This is a genomic window from Sorangium sp. So ce1335, assembly GCF_051521615.1.
In the GTDB taxonomy this organism is placed as follows: domain Bacteria; phylum Myxococcota_A; class Polyangia; order Polyangiales; family Polyangiaceae; genus Sorangium.
The window spans coordinates 233,554-256,951 of sequence record NZ_CP150363.1 but is presented as its reverse complement, the minus strand read 5'-3'; the positions used below and the strand labels follow the sequence as shown (position 1 = coordinate 256,951).

Sequence of the window (23,398 nt, the reverse complement as noted above, 5' to 3'; positions counted from 1 at the left end):
CGCCCAGCGCGTGAGGCCTGCAGGGCGCGCGACGGCGCGGTCAGCGAGACGCGCAGCCCTCTCGGAGGCGCGCGAGCGGCGCCTTGCGTGGAGCGGCGCCTGTGCGTTCGACAGGCTCCTCGTCGCCCGCGGCCCGATGAGATCGGTGACCTTCGCGATCCTCGGTCCGATCTTCCAGCCTTCTCCACCTCGAAGCCGGCGCCGACGATCCCCTGTCGCGCGCCGCGCCCGCCCCCGCACATCGGGTGCCGGACCGCTCCGCCGGGGGGTATGCCCTCGGGGCCGGCGCGGTAGAGTCAGGCCCCGGAGATCACCGCCGTCCTCAACCCCTGGAGGGGATCATGCTGACCAAGCTCAACGAGAACGAAGCCGTCGCGTCCTGCGAGCGCTGCTGGGAGAAGGAGATCGTCCCCGCGCTGCACGAGTACATCCGCATCCCCAACAAGTCGCCCGCGTTCGACCCTGCCTGGCGGGAGAACGGCCACATGGACAGGGCGGCGGCGCTCATCGAGGCCTGGTGCAAGGAGCAGCCGATCCCCGGGCTCAAGGTGGAGGTGGTGCGCCTCGGGAGCCGCACGCCGGTCATCCTGATGGAGGTGCCGGGCAAGACCGACGACACGGTGCTGCTCTACGGGCACCTCGACAAGCAGCCCGAGATGGTGGGCTGGCGCCAGGGGCTCGGCCCGTGGGAGCCGGTGCGCGAGGGCGACCGGCTCTACGGCCGCGGCGGCGCCGACGACGGCTACTCGGCGTTCGCGTCGCTCGCCGCGCTGCGGCTGCTGCACGAGCAGGGGATCCCGCACGCGCGGTGCGTCGTGCTCATCGAGGGCTGCGAGGAGAGCGGCAGCCCGGACCTGCCGGCCTACATCGACGCGCTCGAGGGCCGCATCGGCAAGCCGAGCCTCATCGTGTGCCTCGACTCCGGCTGCGGCAACTACGAGCAGCTCTGGACCACGACGTCGCTGCGCGGGCTGCTCCAGGGCACGCTCGAGGTGAGCATCCTGCGCGAGGGCGTGCACTCGGGCGTGGGCAGCGGCGTCGTGCCCTCGAGCTTCCGGATCTTGCGGCAGCTCCTGTCGCGCATCGAGGACGAGCGCACGGGGCGCGTGCTCGTGGACGCGCTGCACGTGGACATCCCGAAGGAGCGCGTGGCGCAGGCGCGCGCGGCCGCCGAGGTGCTCGGGAAGACGGTGGTGAGCGAGCTGCCGTGGGTGCAGGGGGCCGGCCCGGTGACGGACGACGTGGCCGAGCTCCTCCTGAACCGCACGTGGCGGCCGGCGCTCTCGGTGACCGGCGCCGAGGGCCTGCCGCCCATCGCCAGCGCGGGCAACGTGCTGCGGCCGTTCACGAGGGCGAAGCTGTCGATGCGCATCCCGCCGCGCGTCGAGCCGAAGGTCGCGGCGGCGGCCCTGAAGCAGGCGCTGGAGAAGGACCCGCCGTACGGCGCCGAGGTCCGCTTCCACGTGAGCGAGCCGTCGGAGGGGTGGGACGCGCCGGCGACGGCGCCGTGGCTGCAAGCGGCGGCGAAGAAGGCGTCGCAGGCGTTCTTCGGGCGGCCCGCGATGGGGATCGGCGAGGGCGGGACGATCCCCTTCATGGCGATGCTGGGGCAGAAGTTCCCGGAGGCGCAGTTCCTCATCACGGGCGTGCTCGGGCCGCAGTCGAACGCGCACGGGCCGAACGAGTTCCTGCACCTCGGCATGGGGAAGAAGCTGACCTGCTGCGTGGCGAGCGTGATCGCGGACCACGCCGCGCGGGCGCGCTGAGCGGGCAGCGGCGGCGCGGCGGTGCGCTCAGCGGGCGGGCGCCGCCCCGTCCGGGCGGGCGGCGCCGGGGGCTGCCCCGCCGGGGCCCGCCGCGGCCGCTCCTGCGCCGCCGGGGCCCGCCGCGGCCGACGCCGGCGCGAACGTGAGGACGACCCGGGCCCCACCCTCGCGCCCGCCCTCGACGCGGATGGATCCGCCGAAGAGCTTCATCCGGTTCGCGGAGAAGTGAAGCCCGATGCCGCTCGCGCCCTCCCTGGTCGAAAACCCGTACTGGAACACCTGGATCCGCGCGGCCTCGGGGATGCCGGGCCCGTTGTCCTCCACGGCGCAGCACACGTCGGCCCCGTCGTGCCAGGTCGAGATCGCGATCCAGGGCTCGCTCGGGCCGCCCTCGACGACGGCGGCGCGCGCGTTGTCGAGCAGGTTGTAGAGGATGGTCAAGAGGTCGTGGCGGTTCGCCACGATGTCGTCGACCGGCCGCAGATCGAGCCGGACGGCGACACGCGCGCTCCCGAGCGCCGCGCCGTGCACGCGCAGCGACTCCCGGATGACCTCGTTCGCGGAGAGCCGCTCGGTGCGGTACGCGTTCCTGTACGCGTACCTCTCCTGCGCCCGGAGGGCGTCGCGGAGGACGTCGAGCTGTTCGCGCACGCGCTCGATGTCTTCCGCCGTCTCCCGCTGCTCCTGCTCCACGGCGGCGAGCGCCAGCTCGACGTAGCGGCGCAGGCTCTCGCCCCGCGGCGCGTCGGCCGGCGCGGCGGCCCCCGCGTCGCCCCCGAGGAGCTCGGCGAGCGCCCGCTTCAGGCGCGGGAGCCGCGACCGCGCGGCGCGATCGCGCACGAGGTCGACCGCGACCCCGGCGCTGTTCAGCGTGTTGCCCGCGCTGTGAAGGACGTCCATTGCGACCTGGGCCATGCCCGAGTGGCGCGCGATCTCGGCCTGCTCCGCGCCGAGCTGCCGGTACGACTCGTAGAGCCGCACCATCGAGCGCACGCGCGCCAGGAGCTCGCGCGGGGAGAACGGCTTGACCAGGTACTCGTCGGCGCCGCCGTCGAGCCCCGAAGCGACCGCCTCGTCGTCGGCGCGGGCCGTGACGAGGACGATGGGGATGTGGCGCAGCACGGGGTGGGCCTTCAGCCAGGCGGTGAGCTCGACGCCGGACATCCGCGGCATCATCACGTCCGAGACGACGACGTGCGGCGGGGACCGCTCGATCAGCCGCTGCGCTTCGAGGCCGTTGGCCGCCTCCAGCAGGCGGTAGCTCGGGGACAGCAGCGAGCGCATGAACTGCCGCATGTCCGGGTTGTCGTCGACGAGGAGCAGCAGGGGCCTTTCCGCGCCGGCGGCCGGCGGCGCGACGGCCGGCGGACCCGGCGGGCCGTCCGGCAACGCCGCGGCGGCCCGGGGGCCGGCGTCGGGCTCGATCTGCCCGGGGGCGAGGCCGTCGGGTGAGGCCTCCGCGGGCGGCAGCGCGCTGAGCCAGCGCCGCGTCTGCGCGGTGCTGGGCGTGCTGCTGGGGCCCACGTCGGCGAGGTGCTCCGCGCGGCCCCCCGCCGCGTCCGCCGCGTGGCCTTCCGCCGCGCCCGCGGCGCCATCCTGCGCGGCGCCCGGGATCGACCGCGGCAGGCGCACGCGGACGGTCGTCCCCTTGCCCAGCTCGCTCTCGATCGAGACCGCGCCGTGCATGAGCTCCGCGAAATGCTTGACCAGCGAGAGCCCGAGCCCCGTGCCCTCGTACCGCCGCTTCACCGAGCCGTCGACCTGGGTAAATTTCGAGAACAGCTTGCCGAGGTCGTCCGCGGCGATGCCGATGCCCTCATCGCGCACGCCGAGCTCGAACCATGCGCCGTCGAGCGCGCGCAGCGAGACCTCGATGTGCCCGCCGCGGTGAGAGAACTTCAGCGCATTGCTGATGAGGTTGAGCAGGATGCGCTCGTATTTGTAGCGATCCAGCGCAACGGCGCCGAGCGCGTCGCCCGTCATCGCCAGGGCGCGCCCCCGGGACAGCGCGCTCGGCCGGATGTCATTCAGCATCTGCGCCGTGATCCGGTTCACGTCGACGAGCTCCCAGTCGGCATCCATCCGCGCCGCCTCGGCCTTCGAGAAATCGAGCAGGTCGCTCACCACGTTGAGCAGCCGCGCCGTGTTGCGGCGGATGAGCTCGAGCTCGTCGCGCACGTCGCGCGGCAGCGCGCCGTGCTGCGCCTCGATCAGGCGCTCGAGGGGCGACAGGATCAACGTGAGGGGCGTGCGCAGCTCGTGGCTCACCGTGGCGAGGAAGTCGCTCTTGGCGCGGTTGGCGCGCTCCGCCTCGTCCTTGGCGCGGGCGAGCGCGAGCTCGGTGAGCTTGCGGTCGGTGATGTCGGTCCAGGCGCCGAGGATGCCGAACACCTCGCCGTCCTCGTCCTTGAGCGGCACCTTGCACGTGAGCAGGTACCGCTGGCTGCCGTCGGCCTGGCGCTGCGTCTCCTCGATGTTCAGCAGCGGCTCGCCCGAGGCCATGACGGCCTTGTCGACGCGGATGTAATGCTCGGCCTCCTCGGCGGTCCAGGGCAGGTCGTGGTCTGTGAGGCCGATGATGTCATCCGGGCGGCTCAGCCCCGCGCCGCGGGCGTTCAGCTCGTTCGTGCCGATGTAGACGCAGTTGCGATCTTTCCACCAGATGCTGTAAGGGAACGTCGAGACGATGTAGCGTAAGAGCTGCTCTTTCTGGGACTCTCGCAGGATCGGCGGCGTGCGCTTTCGCTCTTTGAAGTCCGACATAAGCAGGCCATGACGACGAGCGGAGCCTGACGTGACGGCCAGCGCGGCGCTCCTGGCCAGCGGCGCCCGGCACGACCCCCCCATGCAGTCCGGCCCCGCGGACGGACCTGGGATCCATCGGCCATCTTATCCCACCGGGAGGCTCACGCGCAACCTGCCGGGCCGCTGCGCCGGCGCAGCGGTCTCCACAGGCTCCGCGGTGAAAGCGCGGCGCGCCGGCCCGGCGGCCGCGGACGCCGAGCTCGCGGGGCGGCGGGGCGCGCGGTGAGGCGCGGGGCGTGTGAGCTGGGATCGTTCAGCCGGGACAACCCGAGCTGCCCGTGAGCCTCCCGCGGTGACCCGGCAGGCACGGCCGGCTCACGTCTTGACGCGCGTGCCGTCGGCCCGGGTGAGCGTGAGGCCCTCGCCTCGTTCGATCAGTGTGTCATCCGCAGCGGCGCCCGAAGCACCTCCGCCAGGCAGCTCTCGTTCACGAGCGTGGCCAGATCCTGGCCGCGACGCTCGATGTCTGCGAAGCGGCTCGATTTCCCTGTCTGGGCGGGATCAGGCACGTCGAGCCCGGTGAGGAAGCCCGATAGCGCGGGTCGCTTACCGAGGTCCCGGTTACCGATATGCAGAAACGGGGTGCTCGTCTCCTCGGCGTGGCACCCGTTGCAGGTGGCCAGCGAGAAGTTTCGACGTGTCTCGTACGCCACGTCGCCCATTGTCTGCCAGAAGTGGCCTTGCGGGACTATCGCAGACCCTGCGAGGAACATCTTGCCCGGCGGGAACTCGAGGGGCACCTCGTGCCTGTTCTCGCCGATCTCGTCGGTGTGTTTGCTGATGAAGTCGGCGAGTATCGGCTCGTTCTTCAGCGTGAGATCTGGAGTCTGCACGACCGGCGTCTCCACGAGATATCTCGCGCTCGGCCCCGATCGCCCGATCCGGAACTCTCGCATTTCCCACAGCTCGCCGGGCTCGATCTGATTGGTGCGCAGCTGGCCGAGCGCGCTGCCGTTCGGCCTGTCAGGCGCAGCGCCGGCCCGGGTCACCGACTCTGTGATCGCCTCCAGCGCGGCGTTGTAGGCGCTCTGGCCCAGCTTCGTGAGCTCGACCCACTGCCGCGCCCAGTCCTTCAGCTCCTTGCACCCCTGGCGCTCCACGCGATACTCGAGGATGACCGTGAACGGCAGCCGGCTGCAGCTCGTCGGCTCGACCACTCCGAACACGAAACGCAGCTCGCTGGCCCTGCCGGACCCGAAGACCAGAGCATCCCGGAGGTCCACCCGGTTCACGATCGCGAGGAGCCGGAAGGGGGCTCGCGCGAGGTCGAGCGACCCGTCCTGACGCCGGGGCCATTGCTCGAATGTCCGTTGAACGCCGGCGCGCGCTGGCACCGACCAGCCGTTGATCTTTTGTTCCGCGCTCCAGTGCTTGATCCAGCGCTCCATGAAATCGGTCGGCCGGACCCCGGTCTCCCCCTCGTTGGCCATCTGCGCCACGAGGTGACCGAACGTCCATTTCCCCATCGAGGTCCCCGGGTTCGCCTTGTCGCAGATGTCAAAGGTGCGCGACTTGTCCTCGATGACGGAGAGATCCGTGATCAGCAGGGTCCTATCAGGATCGACCTCCGTCGCACGATGCTCGTTCCGGACGACGTGCGTCGACTCCTCGCGCAGATGCTCCTGCAGGAGATCTCGACGCCAGCGCTCGTTCGGTCGCGGAACGACGACGCGCCCGTCGAAGACCGTGGCCGAGCCGTCCCCGGCTTGCTCGATCGGATCCCGCTCCGCCGCTATCTCCTCGGCAGACAGGGGGGCGAGCCCCGTGTACGTCCCGTCCCTGGGCTGCTCATCGGCGCCTTCGCCGTCGTCGCGCAGCTTGACGAGGCCCTGCTCGATATGCAGCGTGAGCTCGGGCGGCAGGTGCCCATGCTCCGCCACCTGCGCGCGCACGAGGGCGCCGCCTTCCCCGAAGCCGGAGCGAGGCGTGAGCGTCAGGTTCACGACGCGCGGCGGATCCAGCGCCAGATCGGCGCGCGCGGGCTCCGCGCACGTTACCGCAGCCGCATCGCGCGCCTGCGGCTCGGGCGTCTTGCGGCGTTGACACCCATGGACCGACGCCACGGCCGTCCCGAGCAGCACGGCCAGCAACATCTCACGAACGGCGCGTACGGGCATGAAAGCCCTCCGAGCGCCGGACATGCGCCCCGCGTGCCAGGCGGCGCAGCACGGAACGCGACCGCGGCGCACACGCAACCCTCCACGTTCTTCAAGGTGAGCGCGTCGGCCATTGCCTGGTATTTCCACCGGATTCGACCGAAGCGCGGCGTGATGAGGAAGAGGACCTGGGGCTCGCGAAGCCTGCGCCGCCGTGTGACGGGCCTCGGTCAACGAGCGCTCGATCAGCGCTTCGTCCCCCTCGATCCGCTGCGGCGCGGACCAGGAGCTCGCCGAGCTGCTGCCGCTCGGAGGGCCCCGCGCTCCAGGCGCGCAAGCTCCGGCGCCGCGCGAGCACGGCGGTGAGGGGGACGTGGCCCTTGCCCCTCCGGCCAAGGGCCGGGCCGACTCACACCGTGATCCGCGTGCCGTCGAACCTCGTGAACGTGAAGCCCTCGAACGGCTCCCGGAAGGTCCGGCGCTCGTCCCGGAGCAGGCTGATCGCCACCTGCTCGCCCAGCGCGAGGGACGCCGCGGCGTCGGTGCGCCAGTGGATGCCCGCCCAGTTGCGCCCGAAGGCGTAGTTGGTCGCCAGCTTGTTCAGCTCACCGCCGACGGTCAGGGGCGGCCCGCTGTAGGGGATGAGCCGCGTCGGATCGGCCGGATCGGGGACGAACGGGTCCTCGATCACGTGGTCCTCGTCGAAGAACGCCTTCAGGAGCGTCACGTTGACGCCCGCGATCGCGGCCGCGCCGCCCGGATACGACCCGTGGAGCGGAGCGCCCTCCGGGAAGGCCTGCGGCAGCAGGTAGCTGCCGAACGCGTCGAACGTCAGCTCGACCGCCCGTGAATCGAGGATGTCGCGGTGCAGCGGGTACTCCCGCGCGTCGTTCGCGAGGCGGTGGTGGACGAGCCCGCCGTACGCCTCGGGGCGGATGCTGCGGTGCACGAACCACTTCTGCCAGTACGCCGCGCGGATCGAGCGCGACGTGCCGAACGGGAGCAGGCTTTGCAGGTAGGCGAGCGCGAAGGTCGCCGCCGCGGAGGCCTGCGTCTCCGACGTGAGATAAGGGTTCGTGGGGCTCAGCGGGGCCGCGATGCCCCCCGGGACGCCCGGGCTCGCGCTGCGCGCCGCGCCGAGGAGCAGCGCCGCACCCCAGAAGAGGGCGCCGCCATTGTGCACGAACTCCGCCAGATCGCGGCCTGTCGAGATGTAGCGGCGGACCGGGTCGTACGCGATGGTCCGGGTCGGCGCGATCCCGTTCTGCACGGCGAGCCACTCGTCGTGATCGGTCTGGAAATCGTTGCCCGGCAGCGCGGTGCGGATCGCGCCCTCGATGCGCTGCGGGCCATAGGGGATGTCTCGCAGGAGGAACTGCGAGATGTACGGGCCGTCGAGCACACCGGGAGGGGTCACGTGCCTGGCCGTCCTGCCGGAGCGGTCCCGGGCATCGACGTAGGTGACGCTGCCCCGGAACAGCGTCTCCAGCGTCACGCGGCCGCGGGCGCGAGGGCCGGTGTAGCCCGAGAGGCGGTCGATCTCGTCGATCGCGTCCGCGACATCGCTGCTGTCCGCGTAGCTCTCGAACGGGATGTCGCGCAGCAGCGCCTTCCAGTAGACCTCGACCGCCTCGGCGGCCTTCTGGGCGCTCGCCAGCGCGGGGGCCGGGGGAACGCCGATCTGGGGCGGGGTGGTGCCGATCAGGCTCACGGCGAGCGTGCCTACCGGATTGACCAGCTTGCGCGTCCCGCCGAGCGGGATGGCCTCGAAATCGTGCCATTCGCGCGAGGCGTGCGCGCGCGAGGCGATGCGGTACGCGTCGAGGTCGACCTCGCCGCGGTCGTCGTGCGGCAGGCCGCGCGTGTCGGTCCCGATCTTGTTCCGGTAGCGCGCCTCGTCGCCGTTGTCCGGGTGCGGCGCGATCGGCTCCTCGAAGCTGTCGACCGCGGCCTCCACGCGGACGCGCAGGGCGCGCAGGCGGAGCTCGTGATCGAGCGGCGAGGCGCGCGGGTCGCGGCGCAGCGACTCGAGGCCGCTCAAGAGATCTTCGGCGCTCGGGCCCCGCGCCGCGCTCGCGACGGCGGGGCTGCCGGCGAGGATGCCTCCCGCCGCGAGCGAGCCCGCCACGCCCATGAAGGCGCGCCGGCCCGTCACCTTCTCGGCCCCCGGTCGCCTCGAGGGTGCCTCGGGGCTCGCGGGCCCCGGGGCGCCAGGCGTCGAAGCAGCGCTGCGGCTATCGCTGTCGTGAGAATCGATGGTCATGGCGTGGAACTCCGTGGTTGGCGTGGACCTTCGCGTCGGCCCGGCCGCGGTGTCCGCGGCCGAGCACCCATGAAGCTCGGCCCGTGAGCTCAGGCGGCAGCGCCCGTCCTGGAAGCGGAGTCAGGGACGACGAGCTTCCGACGGCGCGCGCGCACGCTCCGAGCGGTGACGAGGCCGAGAGGGCAACGAGGCAGCGGGCTCTCTCCGCCGCATCCGTTTTATAGGATGAAATGTCTACTATAACGGATGATTGCGAGCAAGGACTTTGTTTCACAGCGTACCGGCGGCGCCTCCCTGGTCCGCGGCCCGGTGGTATCGAGCGGCGTGCGCGACGGAGAGGCGGTGATCGGGCAGGCTCCGTGATGACGGATGGCATGGTCCGGACAGCGGCCCCCGTCGCGCTCGCCGCCTGAGCAGGGGCGTGCGCTGCGCCGGTCAGGGCACCGCGTGGCCGTCGACCCGGAGCTGGAACAGGAAGTACGGCGGGATGCAGGCGCCCTCGCCCGAGCTCGTCCGGGCGCACACGTAGTCCTCGCGACAGGGCTCCTCGCTCGAGCAGCGGCGCAGGCCCGCGGGCGCGACGTGGCGGCTCAGGCACTCGGTGAACAGCGTCCCCTGGGCGAGGCAGCGGTTGAACGGGTCGAGCACCGCGATGGCGCCGTGCGGCGTCGCCGACAGCGCCTTCGTGGCGAGGAACTCGTCGGGCAGGAGCGCTGTGCCGCGGTCGATGCGCGCGAGGTTGTCGGGGGCCGAGAGCCACGCGCGCAGCCGCTCGCGCTGCCGCGGGTCGCGCGCGATGCGGGCGACGTCGGGCGTGTTCTCGAGGGCGAGCGGCGCGTAGCGGCCGGCGCGGGCGTCCCAGCGGAAGGCGCGGAGCACGTACTCGGCGTGGCCGCCGAGGTCCGGGCGCACGGTGGACGGCCAGCGGACGCTCTGCAGGTTCACGACGAGCCGCGAGAGGTTCGCGCGGTCGATGGCGCCTGGGGCGAGCGGGCCGTCGGGCGATGTGAGAAAGCGGGCGAGCTCGCCGCCCGATAATCCTCCCGGTCGATGGCGAGGGCCGTATCGGCCCCGTTGCGTCCAATCTCATAGAGCGGGTTGACGGCATTGAGCGCGCCGAGGAATCCGTCTTGCTGGTGGCCGTCCCACATCGCGCGGCCGTGCTGGTAGGCGCCGTAACGGCCGAGCGTCATCGCATTCAGGAACAGCGATTGCGCGAGGCCGAGCGCCAGCTCACCCGTCCCCTCGGCAGCGCCGAGCAAGGTGCCGCCGACCAGGCTGGCGGGGCTCGTGGCCTCGGCCGACGACAGCGCCGGCTCGGGCACGAAGCCCGCGCTGGTCCCGAGCACGCTGACGTCCATCGGCGGCGTGGCGCCGCCCGTCTTGGCAGCCGTGATGTTGGTGTCGGCGTCGGCGCGCGCCTCGTGCTTCTGCAACGGGACGACGCGCAGCTCGAGTCCGAGCGGCGCCAGGTCGAGCACCTCCCACCTGAGCTCCGCGCCGGCCGGCGACGGTAAGCGAGCCCCGTCCTCCGAGGGGGCTTGCTGAAAGCCGCCCGGGTCGACGTAGGCGAGCGGGCTGTTCAGCACGTAGCTGTACGGGTTCCAGCTCTGCCCGAAGGACGGGATCGACACGATCGGGTCCGTGGTCAAGAACCGCCCGATCCTCGGATCGTACATCCTGCCCTTCATGTTCACGAGCCCGAGCTCGTCGTCGCTCTCGTGCCCGGTGAACCCCTGCGTCGTCTCGCTCGGGAACGACGCCGGCGGGCGCTCTCCCCAGACGGGGTTCCTGCGCTGCCCGAACGGGTCGTAGCTCCGCCGCTCGATCACGTCGCCGTCCTCGTCGGTGAGCGCGTCGACCGAGCCGAGGTGGTCGACGTGCACGTACCGCGTGCCGCCGTCCGTGCCTCCCCGGGTCACGATCGCCACCACGCGCTCCGGCGAGTGGACGTGGTACCGATGCTCCGCGGTGCCCGACGCCCGATCGGTGACCCGTTCGTACAGATCGCCGAAGTAGAGCGTCTCCTTCTCCGGCGTGGTCTTGCGGATCCGCTGCTGGTCGCCGTCGTAGCCGAAGGTGGTGGTGGCCGCGCCCTGCGTGATGCGCTCCGGCAGGTCGAACGGCGTATAACGCACGGTGGTGCCGCCGGGCCGCGCGATCTGATTGCCAACGGCGTCGTAGGCGAAGCTGCCCGTGTCCGCGCCGGTGACCGCGTGCGGGTGCAGCGGGTCATCGTAGGAGAGCGTCCCGACGTCGGACTTGAAGGTGAGATTGCCGTTCGGGTGGTAGTCGTAGCGGAGCGCGCAGGGCGCCGACGCGCGCTCGACGTCGCCGAAGTACGCGCAGGTCAACCGCTGGAGCGGATCAAAGCGGAAGCGCTCCGTCGTGTTCTCGGGCTGGAGCGCGTCGGTGCGGCGCGTGAGGTTCAGGAGATCGTCATAGCCGTAGTCCAGGTCTTGCACCTCGCCCGCGGCGCTCTGCGTCGCCATGTGCCTCAGGCGCTGCTTGTCGGCGAAGTAGCTCCGCTCCGTGACGGCGCCGTTGCCGAACACCTCCTCCCGGAAGCGCCCCGCGTCGTCCACGTCCGAAAGGCGCCAGTAGGCGAGCTTCGTTCCGCTGTCGCGCACGGCGAGCACATGGCCGTGCGCGTCGCGATCGTGGGCCACGACGAACGGCGCCGCGCCGGCCGGCGCCGGATACGTGACCGCCTCGACGCGGCCGAGCTCATCGTAGCCGAGCCTGGCCTCCAGGGGAGAGCGCTCGCCGTCGATGCGGAGCGAGATCGTGTCGAGCTGGCCACGGTCGGTGTACCCGTACGTCTTCTCGCCGTCGCGGCTCCCGAGCGCGTGGAGCTTGCCGATCCCGTGCGCCGCGGTGTCCCAGGTCCACGTGGTCGTCAGGCTCTCCGCGCCATCCTGGTCCACACGCGAGCGGGGTCGGCCGAGCACGTCGTACGCCCACGTGGTTTCTCGCCCGAGCGCATCGGTCGACGAGATCAGCTCGCCGAAGCCGTCATGGATCGAGACCGTCGTGCCCCGATCGGGGTCGTCGAGCCGCCGGACGCGGCCGAACGCGTCGCGCGTCGTGCGCGTCACCGCACCGCCTGGATCGGTGACCGTGTGGAGCATGCCGAACGGGCCGTAACTGTAGCGGATGATTCCGTCGGCTGCGTCGGTGATGGTCTTGATGCGCCCCAGCGGGTCCTGCTCGGTCACCGTCACGTGATCGAGCGGGTCGACGACGCGCACGAGCAAGCCGTCGTACTCGGTCGTCGTGACCGCGTTCCATGGCGTCGTATGCCGCACCTCGCGGCCTACCGCGTCGTACTCGCAGCGATCGCCCCGAACGGGCCGCCCGTCGTGCGCAGGCCGCCCGCTTCGGTAGCCATCAACCCGCTGTCCGTCGACGACGCCGCCTCCGAGGCCGCGGCGCCGACGCCCACGGCCACCACCTTCGCCGCGCCCGAATCTGGCGCCACGCCCACCGCCGTGCCGCAGCCGCCCAGGCCTCGACCGGATGCTGCCCAGAGCCGGAACGCGCCCCTTAGCGCGATCCACTCATAGGATTCTCGTCCGGCCTGTCTCAAACCTGTTGACATTCTCCGGATTGCTTCGTTGCGGTGAGCGACACGCCTATAGAACTGCAATAGTGACCGCTAAGGATCACCGTATTCACGACCAGCGATCGGACGAGGACGAAACCAAGGTCGCGCGTGCCTTCCGCGGTGCCCAGCAATGTGTGGCCGACGACTGTGCCCGGGCCGCCAGCGCCAACGTGCTCGGGCGAGACAGTTACCGGCTGCGGCACGTAGCCCGACGCGGTTCCGGTCGTGTCCACGTCGCTCGTGTGCCCTTACGACGACACGATTAGGTTGGACTCACGTTGTGCTCGGGTCCGGAAGGCGAGCAAGGCAGTCCGATCGCCTGGCGCGATCTGGCTCGCTTCTTCGAGATCTCGCTGCTGTCGCAAGAGCTCCTGCTGCATCAGTGGATGTGCGAGAATTTTGTGCTCCCGAAGGGGATCCCGAGGGTCCATGGCCTCGCGCTCCTGAACGATCAAGTCAACCGAATCGATGGAGAATCGGGCAGCGCTGACCACGCGGGCCACATCCCCGTCGAGAAGGAAGTCGAGCAGAGAACAGATCGCGAAGACGGCGTCTTGAGCTGACGACGTGTAGAGCGAGGTGAAGTTTTCCGAGCTCGGCGCGCACTCCTCGCATTTGGAAAGCAGTTCCCCCAATTGGGCATCCGTAATGCGTTCAGACTCACAGGCGACCCAGACCGCGTCGAGCGCCTCCCGCAGCGGGGCAACGTCTCTCCAGCCCACCTCCCGCATGAAGGTTTGGTAGCTCGGCAGCATTCGCTCACAGCGCACAGCGCCAAAGGCTAGTTGTTGGTGAGGCGCCATCTTCGACAACATTTCGAGAAGTCGTTCGTCGCTGAATGTAGCTTCCATCGCTTCTATCCTCCAGCTTATCTCAGCGGGCTTAGCGGAACTACCCTCTGCTGCTCCAGGGCCATTGCGCACTCCGGGCAGATGGGCCGGCTAGCGCCAACACCGGTCGGTGTGAGTCCCATCTGCCTGGCAGCGTTGACCCCTGTGATCTCGGCGTGCCCGATTCCCACAGCTTCGACTTCGCCAGGTCTGAGTGTAGCCCTTTGGGCGGGTGTTAGTCGCCTCTCACTGGAGGAGACGACCCTCGTACCCTCGGCGGTTTCGGTGACGGCAGTCGTGCGTGCGCGCGCCGCCCGTGAATCAAGGACACTGTGAATTTCTCTCGCTCGGGTAGCTGCACCCCTTGCGGCTCCCGCTGCAGCCGCCGACCCCTCCGCGATTGCCCCCAGCCCTCTTCCCGCACCGTACACCGTTGCCGCGCCGAGGAGGATCGCCTTCACCCCCGCCGAGCCCGCCGCCCGATAGTCGCCTCCGTCGATCGCGAGGGCCGTGTCCGCCCCGTTGCGCCCAATCTCATAGAGCGGGTTGACGGCGTTGAGCGCGCCGAGGAAGCCGTCCTGCTGGTAGCCGTCCCACATCGCGCGGCCGTGCTGGTAGGCGCCGTAACCGCCAAGCGTCATCGCATTCAGGACCAGCGATTGTGCGAGGGCGAGCGCCAGCTCGCCCGTCCCCTCGGCAGCGCCCAGCAAGCTCTGGCCAACCATGGCGCCGGCACCCGTGTGCTCCGGCGCCGTGCTCACCGGCTGCGGCACATGCCCGGACGCGCTGCCGGTCGTGCTGACGTCGATCGGCGGCGTGGTGCCGCCCGTCTCGGCAGCCACGGTGTTTGTATCGGCGCCGGAGCGCGCCTCGTGCTTCGGCGACGGGATGACGCGCAGCTCGAGTCCGATCGGCGCCAGGTCGAGCACTTCCAATCTGAGCTCCGCGCCGGCCGGCGGCGGTGGGCGAGCCCCGTCCTCCGGGGGTGCTTGCTGAAAACCGCCCGGGTCGACGTGCGCGAGCGGGTTGTTCAGCACGTAGCTGTACGGGTTCCAGCTCTGTCCGAAGAACGGGAGGGAGATGATCGGGTCCGTGGTCAAGAACCGCCCGATCCTGGGATCGTAGATCCTGCCTTTCATGTTCACGAGCCCGAGCTCGTCGTCGCTCTCGTGCCCGGTGAACCCCTGCGTCGTCTCGCTCGGGAACGACGCAGGCGGGCGCTCTCCCCACACGGGGTTCCTGCGCTGTCCGAACGGGTCGTAGCTCCGCCGTTCGATCACGTCGCCGTCCTCGTCGGTGAGCGCATCGATCGAGCCGAGGTGATCGACGTGCACGTAACGGGTGCCGTCGTCCGAGCCTCCCCGGGTCACGATCGCCACCACGCGCTCCGGCGAGTGGACGTGGTACCGATGCTCCGCGGTGCCCGACGCCCGATCGGTGACCCGTTCGTACAGATCGCCGAAGTAGAGCGTCTCCTTCTCCGGCGTGGTCTTGCGGATCCGCTGCTGGTCGCCGTCGTAGCCGAAGGTGGTGGTGGCCGCGCCCTGCGTGATGCGCTCCGGCAGGTCGAACGGCGTATAACGCACGGTGGTGCCGCCGGGCCGCGCGATCTGATTGCCAACGGCGTCGTAGGCGAAGCTGCCCGTGTCCGCGCCGGTGACCGCGTGCGGGTGCAGCGGGTCATCGTAGGAGAGCGTCCCGACGTCGGACTTGAAGGTGAGATTGCCGTTCGGGTGGTAGTCGTATCGGAGCGCGCAGGGCGCCGACGCGCGCTCGACGTCGCCGAAGTACGCGCAGGTCAACCGCTGGAGCGGGTCGTAGCGAAAGCGCTCCGTCGTGTTCTCGGGCTGGAGCGCGTCGGTGCGGCGCGTGAGGTTCAGGAGATCGTCATAGCCGTAGTCCAGGTCTTGCACCTCGCCCGCGGCGCTCTGCGTCGCCATGTGCCTCAGGCGCTGCTTGTCGGCGAAGTAGCTCCGCTCCGTGACGGCGCCGTTGCCGAACACCTCCTCCCGGAAGCGCCCCGCGTCGTCCACGTCCGAAAGGCGCCAGTAGGCGAGCTTCGTTCCGCTGTCGCGCACGGCGAGCACATGGCCGTGCGCGTCGCGATCGTGGGCCACGACGAACGGCGCCGCGCCGGCCGGCGCCGGATACGTGACCGCCTCGACGCGGCCGAGCTCGTCGTAGCCCAGCCTGGCCTCCAGGGGAGAGCGCTCGCCGTCGATGCGGAGCGAGATCGTGTCGAGCTGGCCACGGTCGGTGTACCCGTACGTCTTCTCGCCGTCGCGGCTCCCGAGCGCGTGGAGCTTGCCGATCCCGTGCGCCGCGGTGTCCCAGGTCCACGTGGTCGTCAGGCTCTCCGCGCCATCCTGGTCCACGCGCGAGCGGGGTCGGCCGAGCACGTCGTACGCCCACGTGGTTTCTCGCCCGAGCGCATCGGTCGACGAGATCAGCTCGCCGAAGCCGTCATGGATCGAGACCGTCGTGCCCCGATCGGGGTCGTCGAGCCGCCGGACGCGGCCGAACGCGTCGCGCGTCGTGCGCGTCACCGCACCGCCTGGATCGGTGACCGTGTGGAGCATGCCGAACGGGCCGTAACTGTAGCGGATGATCCCGTCGGCTGCGTCGGTGATGGTCTTGATGCGCCCCAGCGGGTCCTGCTCGGTCACCGTCACGTGATCGAGCGGGTCGGCGACGCGCACGAGCAGGCCCTCGTACGCCGTCGTCGTGACCGCGTTCCACGGCGTCGTGTGGCGCACCTCGCGGCCCACCACGTCGTGCTCGTAGCGCTCGTACAGCCGCTCACGCTCGGGCGTATCTTCGCTGACCGGCACCGAGCGCCGCGCGATGCGCTCGCCCAGCGCGTCGTACCCGATCTCTTGCAGGATGCGCTTTGCGTTGCTCGAGCCCTGCGCAGCTTCCGGGTCGGGCCCGTACCACCACCACCGGATCGGGCGACCGAGGCTGTCGAATTCGACCGTGTCGTCGGCGCCGCCGGCCGTGGTGCTCCGCTGCCTCACCCTCCAGGCATCGTGCTCCGGGCCGCCGTCCTTGGTGCGGGAGAGCGTCACCGTCGTCGTCGTGCCATCCGGGCGCATCTCGCGGCCAAGCCGCCCGAAGCCGTCGTGCGCCCACGTCGTCACGAGCTGATTCGGATCGACCTGCTCGAGGAGCACGCCGAGCGCGCCGTCGAACTCCACGAGCGTTGTGTGCCCGGCCGCGTTCACGTACTTCTCGGGGAAGAGGCCCTCTTCGTCGAAGTCCGTGCTGGATGTGCGCTTGTGCCCGAAGGCGTCCTCCGCCGTGACGTTGGTGATGTTCCCGAAGTCGTCGCGCGCATAGGTGAGCTTCAGCTTCGTGTCCCGCAGGCCATCGTCGCTCTCGGTGGACTCGGTCTCCACCTCGCCGTAGATCGTGGTCGTTCGCGTGAGGCTCCGGCACTGCGACATCCCCGCCGCCGCGCTGCACTCCTTCTGCGTCTCAAGCTGGCCGAGGACCCAGCGCTCGGTGTCGTTCTTGAACGTCCGCGTGACGTTGAGGGTGAGATCGACGCCGCCCGTCGAGACCTCCTCGGCGCGCACGTTGCCGAACTCGTCGAAGTCCGTCACCTTCGATACCGAGTCGCGCAGCACCGTCGCGCCGCCTCCCCCGCCCTCGACCTGCCGCACGTACGCCTCGATCGAAGGCGGCTCGCCGCTCGGGGGCGGATAGATCCCTTGCGCTCGCCTCAGACGGCGCTCGGTGGGCAGCGTGAAATACGTCGCGCCGTCGTTCGTCGATACGAGCGTCCGCTGGACGTCGACGAACGCGAGCTCGATCTGCTCCGGCCTGGGCTGGCTCGCCAGCCCAGGAGCCCCGCGCAACGTCCGCTGGACACTCCCGGCGAAGGGAAACACCTGCAGCTCATCGTCGAAGGTGACGTGGTCGTAGACGTCGATCGCCACGGCGCCCGTGTCCAGATCGGTGACGATCCGCTCCCCGAACCCGAGAAATCCCCGGCCCAGCCGGTGGTAGCGCCCGTCGCGGTAGCCGACCTCGAAGCGCCGCTGCCGATCCGCGCCGTTGTTGAGCGCATACGCGCTGACCACCCGGCGAGGGCCCACGACGCAGCGGCGGGGATAGACACAGTCGTCCGCCGCGCCGGAACGCGCGAGGTACAGCGGGCTCTCCCGCGCCGGATCCCCCGCTCCGTCGCCTGTTGCCACCGAAGCGTCGTCGGTCAGATGCCCGTACGAGATGCTCACGTTGGGCACGAAGCCCGGCTCGGTCGGGTCGTGCGCGTTCATCCCGTCGGAGACCGCGACCAGGAGATCCTGGTCGGCAGAGAGGTTCTGGAAGACGTTGAACACGCCGCCGTGCGAGAGGATCACGTCCTGCGCCCCATCCCCGTCGACGTCGCCGGTGCGCGGCCCGCGCGGATCGGCGAGGGTGACCGCCTCGCCGAGGCTTGCCTCGAACGGCACCTGCGGGTCGACGAGCGTGAACGGCGGCCCCGCACGGTCGCCCGTCGCCAGCAGGACGGCCCACGACGGCAGCACGTCGGAGCCGCCCAGCAGCATGCCCGGAGGGACCGGCATCAGCAGATCCTGCCGCCCATCGCCGTTGAAGTCGAGCGGCACGGCGAACCGGAAGAACGCGTCCTGATCCGGGAAATCCAGCAGATCGCCGAAGCTGAACGCGTCCACGGTCCGGAACGCCGAGGGCACGAAGGTCGGCCCCGTATTGATGTACGTTGTGAGTTGGCGATGGCCGAAGCCGGATTCGACGGCATCGGGCAAGCCGTCGCCGTTCGCGTCGAGAAAGACGACGCGGCCGCCGGGGCCCACGACCGGGAGGGCGGTGTCGAACACCTCCCAGCGCCCATCGCCCCGGCGCATGATCGCGTCGTAGCTGGCTCCGACGAGGACCGACCCGTCCCCGAACCGCCTCAAGTACGGCACGACGAGATCGATCTTGCTGTCGGCGTCGAGATCGAGCGTGTGGAATTCCGTATCGCAGGGATAGCCGGAGAGCGGCTCGATCGATTCGCCCGTGGGGTCGAATCCCGCGGGCGTCGCGCCGCGCGCAGGCCGCCAGAGGTGGACGGTCCACACCGCAAAGAGCGGCAGCGGTGCCTGTGCGTCGCGGGCGTGGTCCTCGCACTGGATGAGATCCGGCACGCCGTCGCCGTCCAGATCGGCGAGGTGCATCGACGCGCCGGGGCTGCTCAACCCGGGCGGCGCGGGCGTGGCTCGGAGCGGGAAGGGCCTGCGGATGCCGGTGTCATGGAGCGCGAAGGTCCAGTCCGGGCGGGACAGGAGCACATGCCATGTGACCTCGGAACCGTAGACGTCATGGATCAGGATGTCCGCCCGCCCATCGTCGTCATAGTCCAGGACCGTCCCGAGCTCCGGCTGTAGAAGCGCCGGATCGGCGGGCCCACTCGGATCGGCGACCATCGACCACTCCTGGAGGAACGCGAGCTCCGCCGGCGCGAGGAGGGACGGCGAGGCGCGGGGCCCAAGGTTTCGCGCCGTCCACCACGCGGTGATCGGGTTGCTCGGTGTGCTGAACCCCGCGAGAATATCCGGAATCACGAGGTCGTCGCGCCCATCGCTGTCGACGTCGAACACCATCGGGCTCGCCCTCTCGGAGACCGGCTTGTCGATGTCCGTCGTGATCCGCTTGAACCCGGGCGTGGCTCGATTGTAGCGAAACCGCGTGGCGGGCTTGCACACCCCGTCGCTCGCGCACTCCTCGATCTGCGTCAGGAGCGTGCGGCGCGTCGCCGGGCTGAGCTCGTAGCCGAACCCGTAGCGCCGGACCAGGGTATCGCCCGGGCCGAGCATCTGGATCTCGTCCAGGCGAAGCGAGCGCTGGAGCGCCATGCCGCCCGAGTAGCCGGTCGCAACCGCAGCCGGATCCTTCGTCCCATACACGAAGCGCACCGCCCGCGAAGGAGCGAGCGACGGCGTGCCTTCGAAGCCCGTGTAGCGGATCTCGTCCACCGCGTACTCGGCGGCATGGCCGTCCTCCGCCTCGGCGACGCAGTACGCGTACGTCATGGCGTTACCACGCCCGTCGCGGACCTTGTTCGCGAGCCACGCGCGCGGGACGCTGCCCCGCGCGAGCGGCTTGCTGCCCTCGGTGCGGCCGTACTCGACGACACGGCCGTCGGGCAGGTGCGCCTCGAAGAAGAGCGCCTCGGCGGGCGCAGCCCCCTCTGGAGGGTAGTGCCCGACCACCTTGACGAAGGTATCCGGGAACGTCCGGTACTCGATGATCCCCGGCGCCTGTCCCACCGGAACGAGGCGCTGCCCATCGAGACAGAGCGTGTCCTCGCCGTCGTACCTCACGCCGCGGATCTCCCCGTCTTGAGCGAGCGTGCTCGGACATCGCGTGATCGCGGAGAGCCCTGCGATGGAGAAGCCGGCGCCGAGCACGCCGTCGCCGCCGTCACTGCGGTAGACGAGCTGGAGCCGAGGTCCCATGCCCGCGCGGGAGGGCACGGTGGTCAAGTCCATCGTGTACACGGCCTCCCCGGTGCTCGAGATGGAGAACGTCCCCGGAATCGTGCCGGCGGCGACGGTCTCGACCTCCGGCGCGGGGCGGGACGTCGCAGGGCCGTGTGCGCCCTGGGTCCGGCACGCGACGAGGCCATCAGGCGGCTCCAGGGGCGGGCCGCCGAAGATGCACTGGCATCCCCCCTGCGCGAGCACGCAAGCGAGACACATCAAGAGCGGGACGATCGTCCGGAGAACGCGTCGAAGAGCGAGCGCCATCGCAGCTTCCCTCGCACCGAGGAGGCCATGGCGCGGCGGACCGCGTCAAGCGCGGGTCTGGAGTCGATACCCCTTCCCTATGCTGAGCTCAAGGCATTCATCGGGAGGTCTGTGCCCGGGTGTCGTCCACGGGGCAACAGGGAGTGCGCTGCGTCGAAGACGCTTTCAGCCGTTCGCGTTGGAGGCGCAGCGAGGCGAGATCGAACGAACGCTCGTCCGCGTCCGTCAGGACGGTCATCGACGAACATCGGAGTCCCCGCCACGTCGCCCCCCGCCCCCGCCTTCGCCGCCCCACCCCGCCGCACTCGTCCCCCCGCTCGCCCGACTCACCCCCCGCCCCGCCGCACTCGTCCCCCGGCTCGCCCGACTCACCCCCCACCTCGCCGGCGTCAGCCCCCGCGGGGCGCACACCTTCCGGGCCGGGGGACGCGCCCGTCGCCCTGGGGATCTCGCCCACCGCCCCCTCCGTCCCACCGCCCGAGCCGGGGATTGCTCCCCCCGATCCTCGGCCTCCCTCCCGCGCCCGGGGGTGCGCCTCTTCCGACCCTGGCGCCCCGTCGCGGCCCCGGGGAACACGCCCACCGAACGCGCTCCGGACGCGCTCGACGCGCCGATAGCCCACGACGACCTTCATGCCGCCGTACGCCGGGAGGTGAGCGGCAGGGTTCGTCGAGCGCGCGATCGCGCTCCCGGGCAACCCCCTGGAGGTGGTCAATGGGCGGGTGATGATCAACGGGTGGCTCGCGCCGCACTGCCACGTCGGGAGGTTCCGCCACGAGGGCCAGGCGGCGGAGCTCTACGTGGACGACCGCGACAACAGCCATGATTCGATCCACGGGCGCGGTGGGCTCGGCGCGGGCGTGCCGTTCAGGAACATCGAGGGCCGGGCCTCGCTCGTCTGGATGAGCCTCGCCCCGACTTCTGCGCCCGTCGCCGCGCGCCAGCCCCCCATGGTATGACCGCGTCCCCATGGCGAGCCGCTTCTACGTCACGACGCCCATCTACTACATCAACGACGTCCCGCACCTCGGCACCGCCTACACGACGATCGCCGCGGACGTGCTCTGCCGCTACCACCGCCTGCGCGGCCACGAGAGCCGCATGCTCACCGGCACGGACGAGCACGGCCTCAAGATCCAGCGCGCCGCCGAGGCGCGCGGCATCGCGCCGGCCGCCCACGCCGACGAGATCGCCGCCGCCTTCCGCGCCACGTGGCCGAGGCTCGGCTGCGCTCCGGACGACTTCATCCGCACGAGCGAGCCGCGCCACAAGAAGGGCGTGCAGGAGCTGTGGCGCCGCATCCAGGCGCGCGGGGACATCTACCTAGGCCACTACGAGGGGCTCTACTGCGTCGGGTGCGAGGCCTACTACACCGAGAAGGACCTCCAGCAGCCCGGCAACATCTGCCCGCTGCACAACAGGCCCGCCGAGAGCGTCAAGGAAGAGAGCTATTTCTTCCGCCTCTCCAGGTACGGCGACGCGCTGCTCGACTTCTACAAGCGCAACCCCAGCTTCGTGCAGCCTGCCAGCCGCCTCAACGAGGTGGTGAGCTTCGTGCGGGAAGGGCTCCAGGATCTCTCCGTCTCCCGCACCACGTTCCAGTGGGGCATCCCCGTCCCCGACGATCCGAAGCACGTCATGTACGTCTGGTTCGACGCGCTCGCGAACTACATGACCGCCCTCCGGGAGCCCGAGGACAACACGCGCTTCTGGCCCGCGGACGTGCACCTCGTTGGCAAGGACATCCTCCGCTTCCACGCCGTCTACTGGCCGGCGTTCCTGCTCTCCGCCGGCCACAGCGAGGCGGAGCTGCCGCGGCAGGTCTTCGCCCACGGGTTCCTCACCTACAGCGGCCAGAAGATGTCGAAGACGCTCCGCAACACGATCAGCCCCGTCGAGGTGGCCGAGGCCCTCTCCGAGGCGGCGGCGGGGGCCCTTCCCGGCGGCCCGGGCGCCGCGGCGAACGCGCCGCCCATCGGCGTGGACGTCGTGCGCTATTGCCTCATGCGCGCGATCTCCTTCGGCCAGGACGGCGATTTCAGCCTCCAGGACGTCCTGTCGCGGTATGCCTCGGAGCTCGGCAACGCCCTCGGCAACCTGCTGAACCGGGTGCTGCCGTTCGCCGAGGAGGTCCCGGAGAAGGGCGATCCGGGCCCGCTCGAGGACGAGCTCGCCGGCGCGCACCGGCAGGCCTCGGCGGCGGCGGTCGCGGCCTTCGACGCGAACCAGCCGACGCGCGCGCTCGACGCGATCTGGACGGCGATCGCCGCGGCGAACGTCTACATCGACAAGGCCGCTCCGTGGGCGGCCAAGAAGACGGACCCGCGGCGCCTCGGCACGATCATCGCGACGCTGATCGAGCAGCTCGAGGCGATCAGCGTGATGATCTCCCCGGTGCTGCCGGTCGTGGCCGACAGGATGCGCGAGCAGCTCGGGCTCTCGCCGATCGCGCCCGAGGTGGGCCGCGATCAGTGGCCGTTCACCGCTCCTGTCCGGGAGCCCGGCGCGAGGCTCCGCCGGGGCTCGCCCATCTTCCCGCGCCTCGAGAAGGAGAAAGAGGCCGAGCTGCTCGCCCGGTTCGCCCCGCCCCCGGCCGCCGCCGCCGCGCCGCAGCCCGACGCCGCGGCGAAGCCCGCCCCCGCGGCCAGGGCCGCGAGCGCCGCAAACACGGCTCCCGCGGCAAAGGCCGCTCCGCCTGCAAACACCTCTCCCGCCGCAAACGCGGCTCCCGAGGCGGCAGGCGGCGCCGGCGCGCCCGCGCGCCAGGGCAAGGCCCCGGTGGCGTTCGACGATTTCGCCAGGCTGGACCTCCGGATCGGCGTTGTCACGAGCGCCGAGCGGGTGAAGAAGAAGGACCGGCTGCTCGATCTCCGGGTCGACACCGGCGACGGCGCGCCCCGCCGCATCATCTCGGGGATCGCGGCGAGCTACGCGCCGGAAGAGCTCGTCGGCAAGCGGGTCGTCGTCGTCTGCAACCTGCTGCCGCGCGACTTCGGCAAGGGGCTCGTGTCCGAGGGCATGCTGCTGACCGCCGAGGTCGAGGGGCGCGTCCGCACCATCACGGTCGAGGACGCGGCGCCCGGCACGCCGGTGCTCTGACGCCGCAGGCGCGCGGGCCGCGGCAGACGCCGCAGGCGCGCGGGCCGCGGCAGAGGGCTGACTGGGCGTGAGGGACAGCGCCCCAGCGGACGTCAGCGACAAGGACCCAGCTCATCACGATCGCGCGGACAGGGCGCGCGCTGAAGCCGCCGTGAGGCGCGCGGCGAGGGCGGA

At 70.9% G+C, this 23,398-nt stretch carries 10 protein-coding genes; 3 read left to right on the top strand and 7 right to left on the bottom strand.

What is annotated here, in order from left to right; genetic code table 11:
- Positions 1–341: 341 nt before the first annotated feature.
- On the top strand, positions 342–1,766 hold the full coding sequence (locus WMF24_RS00905; protein ID WP_437734441.1) for a M20 family metallopeptidase: 1,425 nt from the start codon (positions 342–344) through the stop codon (positions 1,764–1,766).
- Positions 1,767–1,793: 27 nt separating this feature from the next.
- Here the strand turns inward: WMF24_RS00905 and WMF24_RS00900 are convergent, their stop codons facing one another.
- From WMF24_RS00900 to WMF24_RS00870, 7 genes are all read right to left on the bottom strand, one after another.
- The gene (locus WMF24_RS00900) at positions 1,794–4,529 is read right to left on the bottom strand and encodes an ATP-binding protein (RefSeq protein ID WP_437734440.1); all 2,736 of its coding nucleotides are present in this window, start codon (positions 4,527–4,529) and stop codon (positions 1,794–1,796) included.
- 416 nt (positions 4,530–4,945) lie between these two features.
- Positions 4,946–6,901, bottom strand: a complete 1,956-nt coding sequence (locus WMF24_RS00895; RefSeq protein WP_437734439.1) for a hypothetical protein — start codon at positions 6,899–6,901, stop codon at positions 4,946–4,948.
- Between the two features lie 175 nt (positions 6,902–7,076).
- Positions 7,077–8,930 carry a vanadium-dependent haloperoxidase gene (locus WMF24_RS00890; RefSeq protein ID WP_437734438.1) on the bottom strand — a complete coding sequence of 618 codons (1,854 nt, stop codon included), beginning with the start codon at positions 8,928–8,930 and terminating at the stop codon, positions 7,077–7,079.
- Positions 8,931–9,365: 435 nt separating this feature from the next.
- The gene (locus WMF24_RS00885; protein ID WP_437734437.1) at positions 9,366–9,875 is read right to left on the bottom strand and encodes a hypothetical protein; all 510 of its coding nucleotides are present in this window, start codon (positions 9,873–9,875) and stop codon (positions 9,366–9,368) included.
- Positions 9,872–12,238 carry an RHS repeat domain-containing protein gene (locus tag WMF24_RS00880; protein WP_437734436.1) on the bottom strand — a complete coding sequence of 789 codons (2,367 nt, stop codon included), beginning with the start codon at positions 12,236–12,238 and terminating at the stop codon, positions 9,872–9,874. Before WMF24_RS00880 ends, WMF24_RS00885 begins: the two co-directional genes overlap by 4 nt.
- A gap of 547 nt (positions 12,239–12,785) precedes the next feature.
- Complete coding sequence (locus WMF24_RS00875) at positions 12,786–13,388, bottom strand: DUF416 family protein (protein ID WP_437734435.1); 603 nt, start codon at positions 13,386–13,388, stop codon at positions 12,786–12,788.
- Positions 13,389–13,405: 17 nt separating this feature from the next.
- Positions 13,406–20,125 (bottom strand): RHS repeat-associated core domain-containing protein, encoded by a 6,720-nt coding sequence (locus WMF24_RS00870; RefSeq protein WP_437734434.1) that lies wholly within the window; start codon positions 20,123–20,125, stop codon positions 13,406–13,408.
- Positions 20,126–20,850: 725 nt separating this feature from the next.
- Between WMF24_RS00870 and WMF24_RS00865 the strand changes: the two genes are divergently transcribed.
- Positions 20,851–21,084, top strand: a complete 234-nt coding sequence (locus tag WMF24_RS00865) for a hypothetical protein (protein ID WP_437734433.1) — start codon at positions 20,851–20,853, stop codon at positions 21,082–21,084.
- Between the two features lie 10 nt (positions 21,085–21,094).
- A complete protein-coding gene (gene metG, locus WMF24_RS00860) occupies positions 21,095–23,224 on the top strand; it encodes a methionine--tRNA ligase (RefSeq protein WP_437734432.1) in 2,130 nt (709 codons plus the stop codon).
- The last annotated feature ends 174 nt before the right edge of the window (positions 23,225–23,398 follow it).

Coding starts and splice junctions, on each gene's coding strand:
- WMF24_RS00905 (WP_437734441.1), top strand. CDS start 342: ATGCTGACCAAGCTCAACGAGAACGAAGCCGTCGCGTCCTGCGAGCGC.
- WMF24_RS00900 (WP_437734440.1), bottom strand. CDS start 4,529: ATGTCGGACTTCAAAGAGCGAAAGCGCACGCCGCCGATCCTGCGAGAG.
- WMF24_RS00890 (WP_437734438.1), bottom strand. CDS start 8,930: ATGACCATCGATTCTCACGACAGCGATAGCCGCAGCGCTGCTTCGACG.
- WMF24_RS00875 (WP_437734435.1), bottom strand. CDS start 13,388: ATGGAAGCTACATTCAGCGACGAACGACTTCTCGAAATGTTGTCGAAG.
- WMF24_RS00870 (WP_437734434.1), bottom strand. CDS start 20,125: ATGGCGCTCGCTCTTCGACGCGTTCTCCGGACGATCGTCCCGCTCTTG.
- WMF24_RS00865 (WP_437734433.1), top strand. CDS start 20,851: ATGATCAACGGGTGGCTCGCGCCGCACTGCCACGTCGGGAGGTTCCGC.
- metG (WP_437734432.1), top strand. CDS start 21,095: ATGGCGAGCCGCTTCTACGTCACGACGCCCATCTACTACATCAACGAC.